Annotated in this window: 21 protein-coding genes; 7 read left to right on the forward strand and 14 right to left on the reverse strand. The window is 40.2% G+C overall.

Translation table 11 applies throughout. From position 1 onward, the window contains the following. Positions 1-41: 41 nt before the first annotated feature. From AB1Z56_RS15330 to AB1Z56_RS15360, 7 genes are all read right to left on the reverse strand, one after another. Positions 42-218: a RagB/SusD family nutrient uptake outer membrane protein gene (locus AB1Z56_RS15330; protein ID WP_426789575.1), complete on the reverse strand. Its 177-nt coding sequence runs from the start codon at positions 216-218 to the stop codon at positions 42-44. A 263-nt stretch (positions 219-481) separates the two neighbouring features. Then, entirely contained in the window at positions 482-4,126 is a 3,645-nt protein-coding gene (locus tag AB1Z56_RS15335; RefSeq protein ID WP_426789576.1) for a M1 family aminopeptidase, read from the reverse strand. Further along, positions 4,119-5,003: an ABC transporter ATP-binding protein gene (locus tag AB1Z56_RS15340; protein ID WP_075993939.1), complete on the reverse strand. Its 885-nt coding sequence runs from the start codon at positions 5,001-5,003 to the stop codon at positions 4,119-4,121. Before AB1Z56_RS15340 ends, AB1Z56_RS15335 begins: the two co-directional genes overlap by 8 nt. Before the next feature lie 96 nt (positions 5,004-5,099). Continuing rightward, on the reverse strand, positions 5,100-5,528 hold the full coding sequence (locus tag AB1Z56_RS15345) for a VOC family protein (RefSeq protein WP_426789577.1): 429 nt from the start codon (positions 5,526-5,528) through the stop codon (positions 5,100-5,102). A 9-nt stretch (positions 5,529-5,537) separates the two neighbouring features. Continuing rightward, positions 5,538-5,987 carry an SRPBCC family protein gene (locus AB1Z56_RS15350; RefSeq protein WP_426789578.1) on the reverse strand — a complete coding sequence of 150 codons (450 nt, stop codon included), beginning with the start codon at positions 5,985-5,987 and terminating at the stop codon, positions 5,538-5,540. 94 nt (positions 5,988-6,081) lie between these two features. Then, positions 6,082-6,504, reverse strand: coding sequence for a DoxX family protein (locus tag AB1Z56_RS15355; protein WP_426789579.1), 423 nt, complete (start codon positions 6,502-6,504; stop codon positions 6,082-6,084). Between the two features lie 62 nt (positions 6,505-6,566). After that, positions 6,567-6,989, reverse strand: coding sequence for an SRPBCC family protein (locus AB1Z56_RS15360; protein WP_426789580.1), 423 nt, complete (start codon positions 6,987-6,989; stop codon positions 6,567-6,569). 135 nt (positions 6,990-7,124) lie between these two features. Between AB1Z56_RS15360 and AB1Z56_RS15365 the strand changes: the two genes are divergently transcribed. Beyond that, positions 7,125-8,114: a GlxA family transcriptional regulator gene (locus tag AB1Z56_RS15365; RefSeq protein ID WP_426789581.1), complete on the forward strand. Its 990-nt coding sequence runs from the start codon at positions 7,125-7,127 to the stop codon at positions 8,112-8,114. Between the two features lie 62 nt (positions 8,115-8,176). Here the strand turns inward: AB1Z56_RS15365 and AB1Z56_RS15370 are convergent, their stop codons facing one another. From AB1Z56_RS15370 to AB1Z56_RS15380, 3 genes are all read right to left on the reverse strand, one after another. Further along, entirely contained in the window at positions 8,177-9,931 is a 1,755-nt protein-coding gene (locus tag AB1Z56_RS15370; protein ID WP_426789582.1) for a DUF885 domain-containing protein, read from the reverse strand. 68 nt (positions 9,932-9,999) lie between these two features. Beyond that, the gene (mgtA, locus tag AB1Z56_RS15375) at positions 10,000-12,696 is read right to left on the reverse strand and encodes a magnesium-translocating P-type ATPase (protein WP_426789583.1); all 2,697 of its coding nucleotides are present in this window, start codon (positions 12,694-12,696) and stop codon (positions 10,000-10,002) included. A gap of 63 nt (positions 12,697-12,759) precedes the next feature. Further along, a complete protein-coding gene (locus AB1Z56_RS15380) occupies positions 12,760-13,464 on the reverse strand; it encodes an MgtC/SapB family protein (RefSeq protein ID WP_313264426.1) in 705 nt (234 codons plus the stop codon). 224 nt (positions 13,465-13,688) lie between these two features. Between AB1Z56_RS15380 and AB1Z56_RS15385 the strand changes: the two genes are divergently transcribed. Genes AB1Z56_RS15385 through AB1Z56_RS15395 form a run of 3 tightly spaced genes read left to right on the forward strand, consistent with a single transcriptional unit; the run spans position 13,689 to position 15,836 of the window. Continuing rightward, positions 13,689-14,165: a carboxymuconolactone decarboxylase family protein gene (locus AB1Z56_RS15385; RefSeq protein WP_313264428.1), complete on the forward strand. Its 477-nt coding sequence runs from the start codon at positions 13,689-13,691 to the stop codon at positions 14,163-14,165. A gap of 39 nt (positions 14,166-14,204) precedes the next feature. Further along, the gene (locus AB1Z56_RS15390) at positions 14,205-14,543 is read left to right on the forward strand and encodes a YciI family protein (protein ID WP_313264429.1); all 339 of its coding nucleotides are present in this window, start codon (positions 14,205-14,207) and stop codon (positions 14,541-14,543) included. Positions 14,544-14,594: 51 nt separating this feature from the next. Next, positions 14,595-15,836 (forward strand): RNA polymerase sigma factor, encoded by a 1,242-nt coding sequence (locus AB1Z56_RS15395; RefSeq protein WP_426789584.1) that lies wholly within the window; start codon positions 14,595-14,597, stop codon positions 15,834-15,836. An 8-nt stretch (positions 15,837-15,844) separates the two neighbouring features. Here the strand turns inward: AB1Z56_RS15395 and AB1Z56_RS15400 are convergent, their stop codons facing one another. Together AB1Z56_RS15400 and AB1Z56_RS15405 are read right to left on the reverse strand one after the other, a co-directional pair. Beyond that, positions 15,845-16,402, reverse strand: coding sequence for a hypothetical protein (locus AB1Z56_RS15400; protein ID WP_426789585.1), 558 nt, complete (start codon positions 16,400-16,402; stop codon positions 15,845-15,847). Beyond that, entirely contained in the window at positions 16,383-16,916 is a 534-nt protein-coding gene (locus AB1Z56_RS15405; RefSeq protein WP_309362237.1) for a hypothetical protein, read from the reverse strand. The genes AB1Z56_RS15400 and AB1Z56_RS15405 overlap by 20 nt, the downstream gene beginning before the upstream one ends. 200 nt (positions 16,917-17,116) lie before the next feature. Here AB1Z56_RS15405 and AB1Z56_RS15410 point away from each other — a divergent pair, with 200 nt between their 5' ends. The 3 genes from AB1Z56_RS15410 (at position 17,117) to AB1Z56_RS15420 (ending at position 19,873) form a co-directional block, all read left to right on the forward strand. Continuing rightward, on the forward strand, positions 17,117-17,935 hold the full coding sequence (locus AB1Z56_RS15410; protein WP_426789586.1) for a hypothetical protein: 819 nt from the start codon (positions 17,117-17,119) through the stop codon (positions 17,933-17,935). Between the two features lie 210 nt (positions 17,936-18,145). Next, positions 18,146-19,234: a DUF6688 domain-containing protein gene (locus AB1Z56_RS15415; protein ID WP_309362233.1), complete on the forward strand. Its 1,089-nt coding sequence runs from the start codon at positions 18,146-18,148 to the stop codon at positions 19,232-19,234. A 78-nt stretch (positions 19,235-19,312) separates the two neighbouring features. Beyond that, a complete protein-coding gene (locus tag AB1Z56_RS15420; RefSeq protein ID WP_426789587.1) occupies positions 19,313-19,873 on the forward strand; it encodes an AAA family ATPase in 561 nt (186 codons plus the stop codon). Here the strand turns inward: AB1Z56_RS15420 and AB1Z56_RS15425 are convergent. Together AB1Z56_RS15425 and AB1Z56_RS15430 are read right to left on the reverse strand one after the other, a co-directional pair. Next, positions 19,867-20,445 (reverse strand): TMEM175 family protein, encoded by a 579-nt coding sequence (locus tag AB1Z56_RS15425; protein WP_313264440.1) that lies wholly within the window; start codon positions 20,443-20,445, stop codon positions 19,867-19,869. The two genes, AB1Z56_RS15420 and AB1Z56_RS15425, sit on opposite strands and share 7 nt — an antisense overlap. Beyond that, complete coding sequence (locus AB1Z56_RS15430; RefSeq protein WP_426789588.1) at positions 20,438-21,157, reverse strand: outer membrane beta-barrel protein; 720 nt, start codon at positions 21,155-21,157, stop codon at positions 20,438-20,440. Before AB1Z56_RS15430 ends, AB1Z56_RS15425 begins: the two co-directional genes overlap by 8 nt. Between the last annotated feature and the right edge of the window lie 250 nt (positions 21,158-21,407).

Below are 21,407 nucleotides of genomic sequence, written 5' to 3' on the forward strand. Positions count from 1 at the left end.
CATATGTATAAAGGCTCCAAAAATTGCGCGCAAAAAAACTGTTAATAACCGGGATTTTGAACGAGATTAGGATTATTTGCCAGCTGCGTATACAATATTGGATAGATTTCTTTGTTTGCATCATTCGATGCTTTATGATCCCACCAAGATCCGTTCATAAAACGGCCAAAACGAATAATATGCTGTTTGTTATTTTTCACTTCTTCGATGATGCTCATTTCGATTTAGCAAATCAATAGCCCGATTTTATCCCGATAGCCTAAACTTTCAACAGCCAAAATTAACCTATACAAGGTTAAGACAGTATTAAGCTACCATTAATTTCATTGATTATTTTGCAATGACAGGGGGGCACATTGATCCAACCTCAGTAAGAGGGTCTAAATTACTATGGTTTTATAAGAAAAAGAAATACAGCCTAAACAATTTAGTGTAAAAAAATCCCCATCGTATGATGGGGATTTTTTTTACCGGGCTCTCCTTATATTTCCTTTCGATTATCGTCCGATTCAATATCGATCAATTTATTGTAAGGATCGATGCCGACCTGTTCCGGTTTTTGATCAACAATTAGCGTCATCGTATTGTTGATTCGATCGATTTTATGCTTTTTTAGATAAAGCTCCTGACGTTTATTACCGTCCTTGCTTTTCTTATCCGAGAAAACACCTACCTCAATATAGTCTGCCAAGGGCAGTGACTTCAGGGTCACACGATCTGACTTCTTAAAGGACAGTGGCTGTCCTCCTTCGTCATTGTAGCTCTTTTTCCCATTGCCATCTACGCGGTACTTGGACACTTCAAATTGGATATCAACCTGGTATTTACCATCCTTAAGTTTCTTTGAACTTACTTTTTCTATTTTATTGTTATACAGGGTGATCGTTTCAAACATATCTTTAATCAGGTAACGTAATGAGTCAGGAGTCGCCTGTCTAAAACTATCCACAAACTCTGATGAAGTTGTATAAGGTGGGTTTTGAAACGCTGTACGTTGTAAATAAGATTGGGCTGTCCTGTTAAAAAGACCCTCGCCCAGATAATCGCTCAAGGCATAAAGCACCAGGGATCCCTTTTGGTAATGGATGTACATTTGATTTTCATTATACATCAACGGCTTTTCACCTAGTTTTTCAGCACTTCGTCCTTGCAAATAGCCATCGAGCGCATCTTTGAGAAACTTACGCATCTGCCCTTTGCCATATCTTTTTTCCAAAACCTTGAGCGATGAATATTCAGACATACTTTCGGACATCAATGTAGCCCCTTGCACATTGGCTCCTACCACTTGATGTGCCCACCACTGATGTGCAATCTCATGGGCTGTTACCGCGTAGGGATAATCGACCGCATCTTCTTTCTTCTCATTAACATCAGCAATAAAACCGATCGCTTCGGAAAAAGGAATTGTATTTGCAAAGGACTGCGCGAAAGTTCCCGCTGTACGCGGAAATTCAATAATACGCAATTGTCGATGCGGGTAAGCACTGTATTCTTTCGTATAGTAAGCCAAAGAAGCCTTACTGGAAGCCATCATGCGATCGATGTTATAGGTATGTCCTTTATGATAATAAATCTCCAAATTAACCCCGTTCCACTTATCTTTTTTGACTTCATATTCGGCCGAATTAAATGCAAAAAAATTCAGGATCTCCGAATCCATTTTATATTGATAGTACTTACGACCATCTTTTTCCCATTCTTTTGTGAGATAGCCCGGAGCAATAGCCAACTGATTCTTGGCTGTACTTACGGTAGCTTCAAAACGAATCCAATCGGCATCGTTGGATATATAGTTATTCTGCAGGCCCCTTTTGTCAGTCTGCGGAGCCATTCTATCGCGATACGGGAGTCCATACTTTTTGCGGACATCATTGTCTACCAACTCGCCACGGTCAAGATAGCCTATATTCGGGAAAAGCATATTGTTGATAAACGTACCATTGCCCTTTACAGGAGACTTTTCATTTATCCAGGTATTGGCCGGACTAGCCGTACTAAATTTCAACACAATAGAATCGCCCGGAGCCATAGGCTTCTCGAGTTTATAAATATTGAAATTATACTTATCGTCGGCAGAAATCAATTTATTTGGTACACTTAAAGAAAATGTATAATCGTAATTATTGTAATTGACAAAAATAGAATCAATAGGCGTATTGGTTTTGTTTTTCAATACATAGTCCGCATGCGCTTTAAAACTTCGCGTATCGGGAAAAATATCCAGATTAAACTTAATATCCACGACACGGGGCTGCGGCCTGTACTGGTATTTCTTATATTTCTTTTCCCATTCTACAGCTTGTTTTTCATGATCTAAACTGGTATAATATGGATTTTTAATGTGGTTTTCGTAATATATTGCAGCACCGATGCCAATAAAGCCCACAAAGGCAAAAATGAGCAGCGCCGTTGTTACCGGTCCCAAATTCGCCTTAAAAATACCCCAACGCTCCCTAACTCCCGAAAAACCACCTCTTCGCCATAACAGCAGGGCGATGACAGCAAAAAACACCGCAAAAAGCAGCCAATAAATCCGATACGTTATAAACGGAAGAACATAGCCGAATCCATCCATATCCGAGTAATCCAGATCCGGTCCCTGATTAAACTGATAGATCTCCTGCTCTACACCGACCATGGATAAAAAGGGTAATCCAATAAAGAGGGTCAATAACACAAAAAATCCAGCCAGGTAATTTTTGAAAAGCGTATGTACAAAAAGTGAAATAAATAGCCATACCAAATTTGACAACATCCCATACACCATCAGATGCATCACATATTGTCCAATTTCAAAATTATAATAGTGATGGTACACCTGAAACCCCATGCAGGTCGCAATCACAACGGCCAGCAAAGTCAATTGCATCAAAAGAATTGCGATAATCTTCGATCCCATAAAAGCCCAGTTGGGCGTCGCTGTTGTATCCAACAATCCCCCCATCCGCGTAATGCTTCCGCGGTGGACAAGAAGTCCCGTAAAAAGAAACGTCAGGATCAGCAGGAAAAACTTAAACGTAGTCCCCGGGATCATCAGCATTTTCCAGGTCACCGGATAAGTCGACGTTCCGAAGATCGAGCCAATAGTGCTCGCCATCAAAATGATGAACAATACCCCTACTAAAGTCAATATTAAAAACACCGGATTTTTGACGATATAGCGATAGTCGTGCCGTGCCATTGTCCATGTTGTTTTCAAATAATGGAGTGTCGAAAAATCATAGTTTACTTTAGGCAGATTGATTTTGAAGATACTATCAAAGTTATTTTTGGTTAAACGGGCTCCTTTTTTCGATGATTTAAAGGAAATCGAATGTTGTGAAAAAGAAAACAACATATAAAATCCGCCAATGAATAAGGCTGCGACAGCGAGCCATATTAACCGGTTATAAATAACAGCTCCGGTAAAGGGAAGATTATTGACATTCTTCTCATCCGGAGACCAGTATTGGGTATAGTATGAGATGGCACTATCCCCAAAAGGATCTATCAATGCCCCTACAAAACGATTGTCCATATTGTTCGCCAGATTCTGAACCAGCACCTGAAGAATAATAAGGATCAACACCGCGACAAAACCAACGTATACGTTTCGTGTCAATGTTACCAGCACAAAGATAATTGCACTAAAAATAATCAGATTTGGGATAACCTGTACAAGATAGGTCTGTAAATATGCCCAAACATGAATTGGCCCCAATAAGGATTGATTGATACCCGGCACAAATTGTGCGACGATAATACCCAAGGTTGAAGCAAATACAATAACCAATACAACAGCTACTGATCCAAAGAATTTACCAAGTAGATAGTCCGTTTTTGAGAAAGGGTAACTGAAAAGTATCGTATGCACCTGGTATTGAAAATCCCGGTAGACGCAGGCCCCAACAATGGACGGTATCAAGAAATAAATAATAGTCGACATGCCATTGACCATACCATTAATCGCCCAAGGCGAATTCATAATGGTATTGGACGACGTCGTTGCCGTTATACCATCAAAAATACCGAGCGAAGACAGCATAATGAACAACGAAAGCGCAAAGAAGAGTGCCATATAGATGTAGACGGCAGAACTCTTAAACCAACGCGCAAACTCAAAATGAAAGATGGCTTTAAACATGGCGTTGATCATTTTTTAGCGCTACAAAATAGACATCCTCCAATTGGCCTTGAGCGTTCACAAATGATTCATCCGGACGCACATCGCTGTACACCCGAATATTGAGTGTGTTGTCCTGATTGTAATTGGTTGAAATAACGTTATATTTTTGTGTATACTCATCCAGTTGATCCCGACTGATGATACGTACCCAGATCTTACCATCCAATTGATCGATGGATTCTTTAGGAGTGCCTCTCAAAAGAATCTTTCCTCCATTCAGAATGGCCAACTCATGACACAGTTCACGCACATCATCCACAATATGCGTAGAAAAAATGACGGTATGATCTGTACCTATCTCCCGTAGAACGTTCAAAAAACGATGTCTTTCCGCTGGGTCAAGCCCTGCAGTAGGTTCATCTACAATAATTAACTTGGGATCATTTAGCAACAATTGCGCAATACCAAAACGTTGCTTCATCCCGCCCGAGTAACCACTTACGCTTTTATTGCGCACGTCCCAAAGATTGGTAACCTCCAGAACACGATTGATAATGGCATCCCGATCCGCTTTCGATTTAATTCCTTTAAGCTTTGCAAAATATTGCAGCAAATCTGATGCAGAGAGATTGGGATAAACACCAAATTCCTGTGGCAAATAACCCAAAACTTTTCGCAAATCGAGCTGATTTTTGAGTACATCAATATCACCAAAAGTAATACGGCCACTGTCGGGTTTCTGAAGTGTCGCAATTGTCCGCATTAAAGAAGACTTGCCAGCACCATTTGGTCCCAGTAAACCAAACATCCCAGGCTTAATTTCTAAGTTAACGCCATCTAAAGCTTTTACCCCATTAGAATAGGTCTTACTAAGGGTCTCTATTGATAAATTCATAATTTATTTTAACTGTTAATAATATGTTAGTATACCAAAACCATGATATGTTACATGAATATAGTAAAAGTTAAAAATAAACGAAAATAAAAGGCTTCAAATAGACAGCCCTGCAGACAACGAAGCAATTCCCAGAACCCAGCGCACATTGAATAAATCAGTTACTTCAATAAATTTCTGCTGCATATCAAAATCTGTTCTTCTTTTTTGTTGGGAGGTCAGTCTTTCAATCAATTCCCCACGCTCGGAAATATCCCGACAGGGCAAAAACACAGCGATGTAGTTTCCTACTCTTCGTCCCTCGTTGTGCCCCAAATCAGAACCGTAGATTGCGATACGTCCGGAAATAAGAGTGGCACTTACCACAGGTACTTCGGTATATCCTTGCAGGGGTTCGTCGAACATATCAAAATGTAACGTTCCCCCAAAACAGCTCTGATAAAACGTAAGTGCCGCTCTACAATTTCCTGAGAATGTAATGAAAATTCCGCTTTGCAAGCGTTCCATTGGCTGAACTAACATCATATCAATTGACTATGCATCCGGTATTTCAGGCTCTACAAGTTTTCTCATTTTCTCCAACGACTCTTGCCATCCAAGGTAGCACATCTCGACAGGAATAACCTCAGGAATTCCAGTCTGTTCAATCTTAAGTTCTGTACCACAGATCACTTTACGCAAGGAGACAGTCGTAGTCATTTCACCCGGTAAATTGGGATCATCAAATCGATCCACGTACTTGATAAAGGTATCTTGTTCAATCTTAAGATACTCACCACCAAAAGAATGGCTATGACCGGTACTAAAATTAATGAAGGTCATTTTGAAACTTCCACCTACCTTAAAATCCATTTGTTGTACTGTACATACAAAACCATAAGGAGGCAGCCAGCTGGCATGTGCTATCGGATCTGCGAAAGCACGGAACACCTTTTCAGGACTCGCCTGAATAATTCGATGTAAAGAAACCTGATTCGTTTTCATATCTATATTGTTTATAAGTGAATAACCATTGCTTATTTTTTGTTTTACTCGCTATCAGTACATTCTTTCAGTCCAATACAATCCGGTAAACTTGCTACACTATTGAAGTCTGATGATATGCTCCTGTACCAGCTGTCTCCTTGTTGCTTAAACGAGCAATCTTGGCCTGATAGAAATAAGAAACAGCAAGTATCCCCAATACTAAAATGGGCATCAACATAAATGCTGCATTTTTGTCAACACATGCGTGACTAATAAAAGCAAATATTAAATTGAATGTCAATCCAGCATAGGCCCATTCTTTTAATTTGGTCGGAAACTGCGGTACTGCAATTGCAATAACGCCCAACAGCTTACAGATAATTAAAGCATAGGCAAAATAGTCGGGATATCCCAATGGTTTTGTGCCCGCATTGATATATTGCGGCGCAAATAACAGTGTTCCAAGTGGCATCAGTCCTTCCCAGAGAACTATAAATACCGTTGCTATCCAAAAAGCAATCTTGTTCTTTTTCATTGTATAAGTCGTTTGTATAAGTGTATAATTTCAGTGATGATCAGCCTTGAATCCTTGAATTACTAATTCGCAGATTCTACATAGTTTACGAAGTTATTTAAAATAGCCTGCCAGCCCGATTTTTGGAATTCAGGATCATTTTCCTGTTCCGCATCAAAAACTGTAATCACACTGGTTTTTCCTTCCACTTCTGAAAAAAGCGTATTTACAGTTCTTCCATCAGCCATAGTATACGCAATTTCCTGGTATAAATTTACCGCATGGTAGGTTCCTTCGAAGTCAAATCCGAAGCTTCCATCTTTTGCCTCCATTCTATTTTTAAAAGTACCATCCACGCGAAGGTCATTTTCACTGCTTGGGCAGTGCCAGCTCGGATCTGCCGAGTTCCATCGCATAATATCCGTCGGACTGTTCCATAATTTCCATACTTTTTCTACAGGAGCATTAATCGTTGCTTCAACTGTAATTTTTGTCTGTCTTTCCATTGTTTTTCTATTGTTTATATTGATATAACAAAGATGCAAAGGATCACAACATTGCGGCTGTTGCAAAGACGACAACTTTAGGGGTAGATTACGACAAAAACTATTTGTACCTTTATATCATAAACCAAAAATGATATGCAAATCTCTGTTTTTGTTCCCGAATACGGCACTATCGAAGGTATTACCCCTGCGTTCAGAACCTTTCATACGGCCAATGAATTTCTAATGGCCTTTGGAAAACCGCCTATTTTTGAAGTCGAATATGTAGGTTTAACGACTTACGTCCCGGCCAATAGCGGGGAGTATACCATCAAGACAAACCGACTACTACAGGACGTTCAGAAAACAGATCTGCTTATTATACCGCCTATTTTTGGCAACATAGAAAAAGGAATACGTGATAATGCCGAAGCGATCCCTTATTTCACAAAACTGTACCACAAAGGGGCTAGCCTTGCCAGCCTATGTGTAGGTGCTTTCCTCCTTGCTGAAACAGGTTTATTGGATGGAAAAAAATGTTCGACACACTGGGCACATATCGAGGAGTTCAAGGAAAAATACCCCCACATTGAAATTGAGGATGGCGCTGTGATCACTGAACATGAAAATATATATAGCAGTGGTGGCGCGAGCAGCTTATGGAATCTGATACTCTATTTAGTGGAAAAGTACTCCGACAGGGAAACAGCTGTACTCATAGCCAAATATTTTGCGCTGGATATCAGCCGGGATAATCAATCGCAATTCGCCATATTCAGAGGCCAACGTAATCATGCTGATCTGGATATCCAACAAGCTCAAGACTATATCGAGAAGAAGTACGAGGAGAAAATTACAGTCGAAGAACTGGCCAATCATGTCAATATTGGGCGGCGCACATTTGAACGGAGATTCAAAGAAGCAACCAACAACACGCCTGTCGAATACCTTCAACGCGTACGCATCGAAGCTGCAAAAAAATTCTTCGAAGCATCACGAAAAAACGTTTCCGAGGTGATGTTTGATGTAGGCTATACCGATACAAAAGCCTTTCGCGATATTTTTCGAAAAATTACAGGCCTTACACCAATAGATTATCGAAACAAATTTGCCAAGGTAACTGCTGATGTCGCCATTGAGCAATAAACTATGATAAACAATAAAGCCACTCCTTAGAGTGGCTTTATCATTGCTCGAATTCCTTATATTTATTTTAACATCATTTCCCGAATATACTTCACGGGTGAATTTCCAAAACTCAGGAATTTTTCATTGAACGCCTTCAAATTAAACTGTTTCCCTTCTTTTTGTTTAACAGCTTCCCTCAGGTCATAAATTTCTTTATACCCGGTAAAGTAAGACGTCAGCTGCACACTGCTCACAGACACACGTTTCCATTTACCGGCTGCTTCTGCCTGTTGTTGAAACGCTTCATCAACCAGCAGATGCATTGCATCTTTTTCACTCATGTCTTTCACATGCACGCTATAATCGAGTATAGCATTGCAAACTGTACGCAGATGCCATTTGTACCACATCAACCACATTTCAGGCGCATTCTCACCATAACCGTTTTCGAGCATCATTTGTTCGGTATACACAGCCCAGCCTTCAATCATTGCTCCGTTGCCTAAAATACTCTTGACAAGGCTCGGCGACTGATTCGCATAGACCAATTGCGTATAATGCCCCGGAATAGCTTCGTGGATATTCAGTATCTGCAAAATGTAATGGTTATATTCTCTCAAATAACTCTCTGTTGCCTCTTTGGTCCAGCCTGTTAGACTGCCCACATTGTAATAGGTATTCCCACCTTTATCGTATGGACCAGGTGCACTGATTGAAGCACCGGCAACACCAGCCATATAGGCGGGTTCTTTACGCACCACGAGCGGTTTGCTATCATCTATATATAATAAATCTTTTTGTTTGACAAAAGCGACCAACTTGGGTATCTGCGCTTCGATAGCTGACTGAAACTCTTCAGCTTTCACGTGATTAACCGACAGGGTATCGATCATTTTTCGAACGACGACCAAACTATCCGTCGGCAGGGCCGATTTTCCAAAATATTTTGGCCAGAGCTCTTTGCTGATTTTATACATTTCACCATGTAAATAGCTTTTTCTTGCTAGAGCAGCCTGATAAATCTGTTCGGCCGTTGACCCAGACTGAATATCGAAATCAAATTTCTTATCGTAAAGTTCCTTTCCTAATCTAAAGCTACGCGGAGAAGGGTTAGGGGTCACTTTTAAAAATTGAACATATCCTTTGATCGCCGCAATAGCTTGTTGTGAAGCCTTCTGAATAGCCTCCTTTTCTGAAGCCGGCAGTTCGGATTTTTTCAGTGAATCCCGTAAATCGCTTTCAAAAACAGATAAACCACCCAAGTTCTGTTGAATTGCCAAATCGGTCAATACCAATGCCGGATTTTTAAGCTGTCCTTTCGCGGCCTCATAATAAGCCGGAATCTTCGTCAAACGTTGATAAATAGCTTTAAGTCGGGTCGATAATGGTGCGTAATTCTCGGCAAGCATAAAAGCGATCGTCCCCCCAACATTGTACGAAGAAGGATTCCACTCATACGCGCGCTCTTTCTCAATAGACCAAACATTTGATTCAAGATAGTTTCGAATCAAATGATAATCTGTTTGCTGAGAAAGATTCAAGGTGTTCAGATCAAAACTTTTGAGACTGTCCAAATGTCGCTTTGAAAACTCCATACGTAGTTTTCTCGCATTCGCATCCGGTATTGTCAATAAAGAATCATACTGATGGAAGCCCACCTGGGTGGCCCATTCCGGATTTTCTTTCCAAAGCTGCTGAATAAAGCGGTCTTCATACGATTTAAACTTCTCATTCACAGCAGTATCAGCAGCAGATTGTCTGTTATGAGTTCCCGATCCACAGGAAGCCATCAGGCCCAATCCAGCGATAGCAAGGGTATATGTTATAAGTTTCATTGGAGTAATTTGTCTAAAATTAACATTATTGTTGATGAATTTCAGCATTTTACTCCAATAATTTAAAACTATAACCAGGTATGAAATTTCTGGATAAACCAATTTTTGACCCACTGTGTAAGTAAACAATAGCAGACCAAAATGCCGATAAGCCATGGAAAATAAGTCAGAGGCAGTGCTTCCATTTTTAAGGCAGCGGCAAATGGCGTAAACGGCAAAACGACAGCAATAATCATAATTAAACTTGTCAAGGCAACAACCGGTGCAGCAGCCCAGCTTTGAATAAAGGGTATTTTCTTGGTCCTTATCATATGAATAATTAATGTTTGTGAAAGCAATCCCTCTACAAACCAACCAGTCTGAAAGAGTGTTTGATCCGATACCGTATTGGCCTTGAACACGAAAAACAATACCGCAAAAGTGGCGAAATCAAACAATGAACTTATGGGGCCAATAAATAACATAAACTTCGAGACACTACCAGCATCCCACTTCTTTGGCTCGACGATAAATTCCTCATCCATGCTGTCCCAAGGAATAGATACCTGCGATATATCGTAGAGTAGATTTTGAATAAGCAGATGCACCGGCAGCATCGGTAAGAAGGGAAGAAAAGCACTGGCCCCAAGCATACTGAACATATTGCCGAAATTGCTGCTTGCCGTCATCTTGATATATTTAATGATATTTCCAAAAGTTCGACGTCCATAAATAACCCCTTTGCGCAGCACCATAAGATCTTTTTCCAGCAGAATGATATCTGCACTTTCTTTGGTAATGTCAACAGCTGTATCTACACTGATACCCACATCCGCCTCCTTAAGTGCCGCCGCATCATTGATACCATCGCCCATAAAGCCAACCGTATGTCCTTTATCCCGCAATGCTTTTACAACACGAACTTTTTGAAGAGGGCTCAACTTTGCAAATACTGATACCTCATCAACACATTGATTTAACTCAGTATCCGGAATGCGATCTAATTCATTTCCATTGACAATCCGATCAACCGGAATGCCGACATCCATACAAATTTTGCGTGTGATAATCTCATTATCTCCAGTCAACACTTTGATCCCGATTCCCAATTTTTGTAATGATTCAATGGCCGGCTGTGAAGAGGGTTTGGCCGGATCCAAAAAGCCGATAAATCCCGTCAACGTCAATTTCGCTTCATCTGCAACAGCATAGGTCAAGGGGTGAGCACCTTCAAATTCGCGGATGGCAACCAATAAAACACGTAATCCCTCCTCATTCATCTTTTTCGAGGTTTTCAATACAATTTTACGCATCGTATCGTCCATCGGTACAATACGGTCATTTTCGACATGCAGGCTACGGTCATCTCCCGGGTCAAAAGCATGTGTACAAAGCTCAAGCATTTCCTCTACAGCCCCTTTACAGATCAGTAGATGTTTGCCATTATGCTGTTTGAGGACCACAGACATGCGTCGTCGCTGAAAATCAAATGGAATCTCGTCAATTTTCAAATATTGATCCTCCACCTTCAGGTAATCGTGCAATTCGACATGGTCCAATACAGCCTTATCCATCAGATTCTTCAGACCTGTCTGATGGAAACTATTGAGATATGCCCATTTGAGTACCTCATCATCTTCGACGCCGTAGACATTAAGATGTTTTTCCATGACGATCTTGTCCAATGTCAAGGTCCCTGTTTTATCGGTGCACAGAATATCCATGGCACCTATATTTTGGATGGAATTTAACCGCTTAACGATGACTTTACGTTTGCTCATATTCACAGCCCCCTTTGCCAGGTTAGCGGTTACAATCATGGGTAGCATTTCGGGGGTTAAACCTACAGCGACAGCAATAGCAAACAGTAGCGCTTCCGTCCAGTTCCCCTTCATCAACCCGTTGATCAAGAAAATCAGCGGAACCATGACCAGCATAAAACGGATCAATAAGAAACTTACCTTATTTATACCCTTATCAAAACTTGTTTCGGGACGTTCACCAGTAATCGATTTGCTAATACTCCCAAAATAGGTGTAACTTCCTGTCGTTACAATCACGGCTGTCGCCGATCCACTAACGACATTGGTCCCCATAAAACAAATATTACAAAGTTCAATAGGTGATTTGTTCCCTGCATCCCGGATCGGCAAATAATTCTTCTCTACAGGAAGCGCCTCTCCAGTCAGCATACTTTCACTCACAAAAAGGTCCTTACTCTGAACAATACGGCAATCTGCAGGTATCATATCCCCTGCGGAAAGGTATACGATATCTCCCGGCACCAGCTCAACAATAGGAATCTCTCTTTTGCCTTTAAATTTCCGCAATACTGTAGCCGTAGTTTTGACCATACTTTTTAATTTTTCTGCAGCGGCATTACTTCGATACTCCTGTACAAAACGAAGCAGTGCACTGACCAAAATCATAATGGATACCACAACAACTGTTTTATAATCTCGTTCTCCGACTTCAGGTAGCCCAACATCGATGATAAAGGAAACAATTGCTATTAACAACAGTATATATATAAAGGGATTAGCAAAGGATTTCAATAGCTGAACATACCACTTTGGCGCCTTTTGATGTTTCACTTCGTTTAGACCAAATTTCTGTTGACGTTCCGTAGCCATTTCATCTGTAATCCCTTCTCTGCTCGTTTCTAACATTGCGCAGGCAAGTTTTTCATCCTGACTGGCCACTCCCTGCAATTTGGTCACAGTCCCCACATTCATTCCATTGGAACTGATCATATTGTGCAATGGATTATTTGTTTTATTGTTCATTTTTAATTTCTTTAAATCCCATTCTTATTACAGATTCTATTCTTATTACCGATCCGACCTGTATTACAAATCCGACTCTGTACCAATAATTTCCCAGCTTATTTTTGTTACTCTTTCTTCGATGGTCAATCGGCTAGCCATCCGCTCAATAAGACTGTCTTGCTGACCGATGGCTCTAACAATGGCCCTAATAACAACGGTATTTGTAGCCACGGTATCGTCACTCGAAAGAGAAGACAACAATAGCTTTTCGTTACTGCTTAGCATCTGCATCAATAAAACACGAATATGGTTTTCGATGTCTATCCCACAGGCTATGGTCAGTAGATATTCGGTCTGTGATGCTGCCGATTTATTAAAAGTCAAGAAGGCCATTTTTTGTCCGATTGGACGAAAGATCAGGTGTGTAAAAATAATAGCCAGCGCAACGACAGATGCTTGGGGATACAAACCTAAACCGGAGAGCGCGCCTACTGCCGCCGAACACCAAATCGTCGCTGCCGTGTTCAGGCCATGCACATTCAAACCGTCCTTCATAATCACACCAGCGCCGAGAAAACCAATTCCGCTGACCACATAAGAAGCGATCCGTCCGGTAGCATCACCGCCAATTTCTATGGAAAGCAGCACAAAAGCTGCTGCTCCCAACGAAACTAAGGTGTTTGTCCGAAGTCCCGCATTTTTCTGACGCCATTGGCGCTCTACGCCCACGGCAGCGCCCAAAAGTAATGCTGCAAATAATCGTATGGCAAATTCAAAAACACTCATCTCTTTGTCCTCCTTTGCCTGCAAAGGTCCACATTCCTACCCCCATGATTCGTTAGAGATCTTTTAGAAAATTATTAGAATTTTATTAGAGAAATATCTAAATTAAAAAACTGAAATACAGAGGTTTACAATTTAAATATAAAATTTACAGATCAAGCTGTCCAATTTCTTTAACTTCAAGCATTGTTGTGGTGTAAATCAGTTACACTAAAAACAATAAAAAAATGGAACAACGAATTAATTTTTTCGCAAAAGGGCAAAATGCCATGAAATCGATGTTTGGAATAGGTGCATATCTGAGCAAGTGCTCGATAGAACAAGAGCTTTTGCATCTTATTTATTTCCGTGTATCACAAATCAATGGCTGTGCATATTGTCTAGATATGCATTCAAAAGATCTACTGGCCACCGGAGATCAACCACAACGATTGTTCTTATTGGATGCCTGGCGGGAAGCCCCCCTGTATAGCGCACGTGAACGCGCTGCGCTGGAATGGGCCGAAGCCGTGACGAAAATTACACATGGCGATGTATCGGACGAGGTTTATGCTAAAGCGACTACGCTATTTTCGGAAGAAGAACTTATTGACCTGACCTTGGCCATTACAGCAATCAATTCCTATAATAGGATCAATATTTCCTTCCGTACACAGGCAGGAAGCTACAAAGTTGGGCAGCACAAAGTACAACCAACTTCATAAACACGAACGTATATTTATACGATAAATTAAACCATAAAAATGAAAGATTTCATCTTATTATTTCGTCAGGGGGCCAATGAGCAAAGTCAACTGACAGAAGAAGAAGCAAAAGCTGTGAACAAAAGGTGGTTCGACTGGATCCATGACATCGATGCCCAAGGTAAACTGAAGGATCATGGCTCCCGTCTTGAGCCTGCCGGAAAGGTATTAAAGCCAGGCGGTATCGTTACAGATGGACCTTTTGTGGAAATTAGGGAGAGACTCGGCGGTTTTATTGTCGTTGCAGCAGAGAATCTTGACGAAGCTACAACCTTGGCCCATGGCTGTCCTATTCTCGAATTTAACGGTAGTGTAGAGATACGTGCACTGCTCAACTAATCATATACAGGAGTGGCTGTACACGTGCACAGCCACTCCTATTTTAAACTTATGGATCCAGATTTTTTAAAACAGCTTTTCCAGCAAGAATTCACCAAAATAGTCGCTGTCATCAGCAAGAGTTTTGGTCTCCAGTACATCGAAATAGCGGAAGATATTGTCAGCGAAACGTTCTTGGTTGCCACAGAATCCTGGCAGACCAAAGGCGTTCCTGCAAATCCTACGGCTTGGCTGTACACAGTTGCAAAACAAAAGACCTTGGCCCATTTTAGAAGAAATAAAATATTTACAGATAAAATCATCCCTGTAATACGGCAGAAGGAGCCAGAAGGGGAAACCTTCGACGAGTTTAGTTTCTCGCAGGAAAATATTAAAGATAGCCAATTGAAAATGCTGTTTGCCATCTGCACACCAGCAATTGCCAGTGAGGCTCAAATTGGTCTTGCCCTTAGAATCCTCTGTGGTTTTGGTATAGAAGAAATTGCCGAAGCATTTCTTTCCAACAAAGAAACCATCAATAAGCGCCTATTCAGAGCAAAGGAAAAACTACGTTTAGAAAAAATCGAACTCGAACTGCCCTCCGAAGCAGAAATTATCAAACGCCTCGATAATGTACTTCATATTATTTACCTCTTATTCAATGAAGGGTATTATTCTAAAACCCAAAATCAAATTTTAAGAAAGGAGCTCTGTGTTGAAGCGTTACGCCTTGCGCTAATGCTTTCAACTTATGAAAAAACCAATACACCTAAGACCAATGCGCTCATTGCTCTGATTTGTTTCCATTCTTCCCGTTTTGAGGCTAGGCTGACCAATGAAGGTGATTTCATATTGTATGAGCAACAAGATGAGGAACGCTGGAATCAAGAACTCATACATCAGGGGTTTTATTTTCTGAATAACGCTGCATCGGGCGACGAACTCACATCTTATCATCTGGAGGCGAAAATTGCTCAATGCCATTGTATAAAGGAAGACAGTCCTAAAAAATGGACCGAAATCCTGCAGTGGTATGACCGTTTATTAGCCGTCAATTATTCACCTGCAGCTGCATTGAATAGAATATTTGCACTATATAAAGTAAAAGGTGCTAAAGCTGCGTTGGCCGAAGTAAAAACCTTACAGCTAGCAGACAATCACTTTTATTTTGTCCTCCTCGGGGAACTTTATAAGGAACTGGATAAAAACAAAGCCATCGCAAACTTTAATAGAGCAAAAACCCTCGCCAAAACAACATTGGAAAAGGAAATCATCCAACAGAAGATTGATGCTATAAAGTCTGCCATGGCCTAATTTGTTTACTACTTATCGATTACTTTCGCCCCTTTCCAATAAGAAACAAAAAGTTGATACAACTCTGAGGGCTCCAAATCAATGGTTGAGGACGAATACATAATACACAACTCTTGCGTGGATTCTTGATAAGCCATCTTCCATAACAGCGACGAAAGCTGCTCTTTATATTTAGGGGGATTACCCAGTGTTACAACAACCAGGGTATCACCACCGACTTTTTGTAAGTCGATACTTTTGACATCTTGCCAGTCGCCTCGACCAAAAGCCTTCGATACGGGTGTTGTCTTTCCAAGAAAATAACGGTCGTTCAAAACAATTTGCGCTGTCTTATCGCGAAGACTCAGTAGGCTGGAAAACAATAAAATGAGAAGTACCAGCAATGCTCCGGCAGAAAAAACTGTCGGTTTGGCTTTAAATACACCATCAAATAAACCGATACTGTACAATAAAACGAGCAAAAGCAACAAACATAAGGCTCCAGAAATTGACAATAGCTGCATTGTTTTTCGTTTATTTCTGTATAAACTTGTTTCCTCCATCGGCTTAATTTCCCCAGTTAACATTCAAATTATGTTTTTCAGCATAAGCTTTTCCTAGAGCATATACGTTGTCAAACACCGCATTAATAGAAGGCATATCGTTTTTTTCGATCTTCTGGAGTAAAGCCTGCTTTTCTTCAGCCGAACCTTTACCGTCGCATAACTTTGCATAAGCGGTATATTCATTTTTATAGACAGGCAACACTTTTTCAAATAATGCGATAGACTGCTCTTTCAATGCTTTTGCATCGGCATCGGAAACATTCAGTTCTTTAATATCCTTTAAGGCCTTTTCGACAACCTGAATTTTGATCCCGACAGATTTTTGAGCTTCATCGCCTACTTTCTTACTGGAGGGCATATCTGCAAATTCTACGGTCTCCTGCTCGAGCTGTTTGCCGTAGCGTTCAGGGGCAAAATCTGCTACAAGATTTGTGTTTAAAACAACTTTTCCGAAAAAAGTCTCTGGACTCGGGGATTGACAAGCTGTAAAAAATAAGCTCGCCGACATGAAAATAATAAATAGTAAGTGCTTCATATAAAAATTCTGTTTGTGACCAAAGTAATTAATTATCATGAAATAGGCAAACATGTTATCCCACCCTATCGCTGTATGAAATTGTCATCAACCTGTCTGTTTAGGCCAAAAAAGCACGATATCTGAGGATTTCATATTGCACAAACTGTTAATTTTTAATATATTAGCAATTACAACATAAGCGATTAAAAACAGTCATTATGGGCTATGATATTAGTTACCACCCCATCTCAGAACAGCAGATAGAAACTTGGTATTTTGAGTTGCTCAAAAATCCCGAAAAGATTGAGGAAATTTCTGCAATTCACCAACTAGAAGACTTCTATAAAACCAAGTACCAAGACACCTTAAATGCGGGTCGGGAAACCGACAAAAATGATTATTTTGACAAAACCCATGGATTTTTCATTGCTGTTGTCCAAGGTTTTTTCGAAAAATACTTCTATGTGCGAGGTGGAGCCCTATCCTTCTCCAAAAATGACCATTTATCCGGCTATTACAAACAGTGGAAAGAATTTGTACAACACGAATTTCTAACCAATAATATCGAAAATAGACTTGTAGAAAACTATTGTTCGGGTGTCTTTATCCCGGCAGAAAAAGTTGCCCAATTGTTGGTAGACTACTATAGCAACCCAACGATCAAGACTGAACTAGATACGCTATTTTCTGATAACCGTATTTCTATTTTCCTCAATGCACTGCAATATGCCAAAGATCGTAACCTTGGTCTTTTGGAAGCAACAGAAGTTGTCGAACCACAACCTTTTGATCTGAATGAATCAAAAAGCTACTCCAACCTCTTTAACTGCGATAAAGATGGACCGCTTTTATATCAAACAACTGCATTAAAACAGATCCAGGAAATAGAACAACGCAATGGACTTCCTGAAAATGAGATTTTACCAAATGTCAAAACAGAGACAATACATGCCGACCCTAAACATTTTGAAAACAAAGAGAGTTCTCAGAACAACAAAAGAAAGAGTTTTTGGAGCAGGCTATTCGGCAAAGATTAAGCGCTGAGCTTTGCTAGACATTGGCTCTATAGCTATCCGCTCATAGAATATACTGCTGAAGAAATTTTGAATTCCAACCTTTTAAACACTTCAATAATGTTGGTCTCAAGCAACTAAACGAATAGAATGCAAAAAAAGACTGGCTGCTATCTGAATTAAACCAAATGATTTGACGATATTGGTCTTAGAATTATAACTGCTCATCCAATTATGATCTTCATTCTTCTCCTTATTATTCTTACGCTTTTTGCAATTTTATATCTGCTTCGTTCTGTTATCAACAAACAACAACGGAAAATGACAATTGTTGAGTATGCCGTCATCATCAGCTACCTCATTTCATTAATGATAAGCGGGGTAGGGCTATTATTCCACTCGAGTCAATATAATCAGGCCGTAGATCCCGTAGATGGTGATTGCTATATTCCCTACGGTGGGAAACACCTTGTCTCACTTTTGTTTTATTTCATCGCATTTAATATTTCCGCAATAGCGATTTGGATCAAAGGACGAAAAATCCCCCCTATTCCTCTTGTTCTGATGCTGATTATGTTAATGATAGGCAGTATAATCAGTGTGTTTGTACTCGTTCAGGTCAGTCACCACGATACATCCACATTGGATATGTATGTTGGCAACGAAGGAACCCTATACTTTATTTTCACACCAATATGCTGCTTGATCATGAGTATAGGATTAATCCGTAAAATCATCGTTGAAGAACAGGGTTATGCCTTGACCAGAAGCTATGCCAACAGCACGCTCAATAAGATCAATAATTTGCTTTCGAAAAAGCTAAATTATCCGGCATGGGCGCTTATTTTACTTATTCCGGTCTTTCTCCTACTAACGATCATCCTCATCCTTTTGGGACAGGATCGGGATTCCATGGTGAAAGTTTTCACAGAAACAACCACTTGGGCTTTTTCACAAAAAATGCACCCTCCTATCCTCGATCATCAGGGACATTACCTCTGTACAGTTGCAGCTAAGGGAAATCCCGCCCTTGTTAAACCCCTAAGGCTAGGCACTAGACATGGTAACACGATCATTGTCAATCGACAGCTTCAGGTGGCCAATGCATTCGAAGAAATATTAAGCGATTTATCGCCAGCACTCCATCGCTATGTCAGATATTGCTATGATAAATATGGTTTTAACATCTCCGTCAAAATTAATTCTACCAGCGCATCAAATATGACTTATATTTTGATGAAGCCACTAGAATACCTATTTTTATTTTTCTTATATATGTTTTACATCGAACCCGAAAAGAAAATTGCAAAACAATACAGCTAATTTTCCCAAAATTGCAGCCTTTAATCCGTCGTTACCCCCAATTTTCTATCTCTCGGGAAGCACTACATTTTAATCATTATGGATCATTCACACTATTTTATCGTTCTGACAGGAGGACCTGGAGTCGGTAAAACAACCTTATTAAAGGAATTGCATAAGCAGGGATTCCACATTGTGGAAGAGGATGCAAGGCGCATCATCCGAGAACAACTGGAAGCCAATGCGGACGGTCTGCCCTGGAAAAACAAAATTCGTTATGCCAAACTCATGCTAGCCGCTTCAACAGCCAGCTATTTAATGCAGATAAGGCAAGATCACCAAGACTACGTTTTTTTTGACCGCGGAATTCCAGATACATTGGCATATATTGCCATGGAAGGTCTTGCAATCGAAGAAGAACTGATTCATGAAGCAAAAGGTCGACGTTATCATAAAAAAGTATTCATCTTACCGCCTTGGGCAGCGATCTATGAAAATGACAGCGAGCGGAAACAAACTTGGCAGGAGGCCGAAAATACGTTCAAGATAATGAAAGAGACCTATTCAAAACTCGGTTATGAAATCATTGAGGTTCCAAAAACGACAGTAATTGATCGCGCTCAGTTCATTCTGAAAGCCCTGGATCAGCAAAACTATTGATTCCGCAATTCTTTCTCAATCCGGCGGTCAGGAATAATCCACATGATAGCGACCGTTCCGTACAGCACTAAACTGATATATGGATTTACAAAAGACAGACCTATCCCCAGAAAATACAGCGCTGTAGAAATATTCTCTTTTGTCTTTGATTTGACAGCTTTTTTCAGTGCAGAATCTTCCCCTTCAATCTGGATCACAAAATATTCCACAATATTATAGGCAATAGAACACATAATCAACACAACACCATAAGCAATGATCGGATCTCGACCAAAATGGGATTCACCGATCCAATTGGTGGTCACCGGCATTAAGGAAAGCCAAAACAATAAATGTAGGTTACTCCAAAGGACTTTGCCGTTCACTTTGCGAACGATTTGAAAGAGATGATGATGGTTATTCCAATAGAGCCCCACGTACATAAAACTTACGATATAAGAAATAATTTTGGGAAATATGGGCTTGAGACTCGCAAAAGTAACCCCTTCAGGTACTTTCAGTTCAAGTACCATAACGGTTATAATGATGGCCAAAACGCCATCACTGAAAGCTTCTAATCGACCCTTAGTCATTTTTGAATAGCGGAGTTAATAACTGATATTGTAAACCCAGGCGGAATACATTTAATCGTGCCACACCGGGATTAGCACCAAGCATCCCGCTGTTATAATCTTTCAGTCCCCATGAATAACCAGCAAACACGGTATAGCGGTCATAATTTACATTAAACTGCAATCGAGGGCGTATATCCAAATCTATAACCTTGCCTCGGTCACGATCAAAACTTGTTTTATTTCCCTGCTTATCTTCAATGCTACCATTTTCTTTGATGCTCAGCGTTTTGGCAATATCCATACCCAGCTGTATATCCATTGTCATCGGTTCAAAAAAGACACGATAGCCAACAAAAGGATTAAAATTAATAAATTGCTGATTGAGTCTGGTTTGACCTCGGCTTCCGTTCATAAATTCATTACCCTCCAGATCGATTTTTGTCTGTAACCTTTCGTATGCAGCTTCCAAACCCAGTATCACGTTATTGGCAAAAACATAACGGTAGTTTACAGCACCGCCGATGTTGATTCCGTATTTTTTTCCATAGGGATTATTGGTATAATATTCCTGCTGCGTAGATCCATTCAACATACTTTTGGCTTCGGTTCCCGATCCAGTAAAATTGGACACACCGGAGGTAACACCCACACGTAGTTCATGAGATTGCGAGAAAGCCACAAAATGGGTTATACCAGCAAAAAGTCCGACAAGTAAAAATCTCTTCATCATAACCGAAATATTAAATTAAAATCCTTAAAAAAAATGAGCGTGTTCGATTGTTAAAAGTAAGAAAATTTATGTGATTCAACTTACTCCAATCTCTATTTTTTCTGTAGCGATAATATGTATTCATCAGCGGAAATCCATCCGCCCCATTGGCCATAAGAAACATCAGAAGACAATATGACGATATTTATTGAACTACATCAATGGAAATGAATCAATTCAAGCTTATTTTTGTTGTATTACAAACAAAAGA

Source organism: Sphingobacterium sp. WOUb80 (assembly GCF_050058145.1).
Taxonomy (GTDB): domain Bacteria; phylum Bacteroidota; class Bacteroidia; order Sphingobacteriales; family Sphingobacteriaceae; genus Sphingobacterium.

What these genes read in the sequence shown, in the direction of transcription:
- AB1Z56_RS15330 (WP_426789575.1), bottom strand. Translation starts at nt 218, where the DNA reads ATGAGCATCATCGAAGAAGTGAAAAATAACAAACAGCATATTATTCGT.
- AB1Z56_RS15335 (WP_426789576.1), bottom strand. Translation starts at nt 4,126, where the DNA reads ATGTTTAAAGCCATCTTTCATTTTGAGTTTGCGCGTTGGTTTAAGAGT.
- AB1Z56_RS15340 (WP_075993939.1), bottom strand. Translation starts at nt 5,003, where the DNA reads ATGAATTTATCAATAGAGACCCTTAGTAAGACCTATTCTAATGGGGTA.
- AB1Z56_RS15345 (WP_426789577.1), bottom strand. Translation starts at nt 5,528, where the DNA reads ATGATGTTAGTTCAGCCAATGGAACGCTTGCAAAGCGGAATTTTCATT.
- AB1Z56_RS15350 (WP_426789578.1), bottom strand. Translation starts at nt 5,987, where the DNA reads ATGAAAACGAATCAGGTTTCTTTACATCGAATTATTCAGGCGAGTCCT.
- AB1Z56_RS15355 (WP_426789579.1), bottom strand. Translation starts at nt 6,504, where the DNA reads ATGAAAAAGAACAAGATTGCTTTTTGGATAGCAACGGTATTTATAGTT.
- AB1Z56_RS15360 (WP_426789580.1), bottom strand. Translation starts at nt 6,989, where the DNA reads ATGGAAAGACAGACAAAAATTACAGTTGAAGCAACGATTAATGCTCCT.
- AB1Z56_RS15365 (WP_426789581.1), top strand. Translation starts at nt 7,125, where the DNA reads ATGCAAATCTCTGTTTTTGTTCCCGAATACGGCACTATCGAAGGTATT.
- AB1Z56_RS15370 (WP_426789582.1), bottom strand. Translation starts at nt 9,931, where the DNA reads ATGAAACTTATAACATATACCCTTGCTATCGCTGGATTGGGCCTGATG.
- mgtA (WP_426789583.1), bottom strand. Translation starts at nt 12,696, where the DNA reads ATGAACAATAAAACAAATAATCCATTGCACAATATGATCAGTTCCAAT.
- AB1Z56_RS15380 (WP_313264426.1), bottom strand. Translation starts at nt 13,464, where the DNA reads ATGAGTGTTTTTGAATTTGCCATACGATTATTTGCAGCATTACTTTTG.
- AB1Z56_RS15385 (WP_313264428.1), top strand. Translation starts at nt 13,689, where the DNA reads ATGGAACAACGAATTAATTTTTTCGCAAAAGGGCAAAATGCCATGAAA.
- AB1Z56_RS15390 (WP_313264429.1), top strand. Translation starts at nt 14,205, where the DNA reads ATGAAAGATTTCATCTTATTATTTCGTCAGGGGGCCAATGAGCAAAGT.
- AB1Z56_RS15395 (WP_426789584.1), top strand. Translation starts at nt 14,595, where the DNA reads ATGGATCCAGATTTTTTAAAACAGCTTTTCCAGCAAGAATTCACCAAA.
- AB1Z56_RS15400 (WP_426789585.1), bottom strand. Translation starts at nt 16,402, where the DNA reads ATGTTAACTGGGGAAATTAAGCCGATGGAGGAAACAAGTTTATACAGA.
- AB1Z56_RS15405 (WP_309362237.1), bottom strand. Translation starts at nt 16,916, where the DNA reads ATGAAGCACTTACTATTTATTATTTTCATGTCGGCGAGCTTATTTTTT.
- AB1Z56_RS15410 (WP_426789586.1), top strand. Translation starts at nt 17,117, where the DNA reads ATGGGCTATGATATTAGTTACCACCCCATCTCAGAACAGCAGATAGAA.
- AB1Z56_RS15415 (WP_309362233.1), top strand. Translation starts at nt 18,146, where the DNA reads ATGATCTTCATTCTTCTCCTTATTATTCTTACGCTTTTTGCAATTTTA.
- AB1Z56_RS15420 (WP_426789587.1), top strand. Translation starts at nt 19,313, where the DNA reads ATGGATCATTCACACTATTTTATCGTTCTGACAGGAGGACCTGGAGTC.
- AB1Z56_RS15425 (WP_313264440.1), bottom strand. Translation starts at nt 20,445, where the DNA reads ATGACTAAGGGTCGATTAGAAGCTTTCAGTGATGGCGTTTTGGCCATC.
- AB1Z56_RS15430 (WP_426789588.1), bottom strand. Translation starts at nt 21,157, where the DNA reads ATGATGAAGAGATTTTTACTTGTCGGACTTTTTGCTGGTATAACCCAT.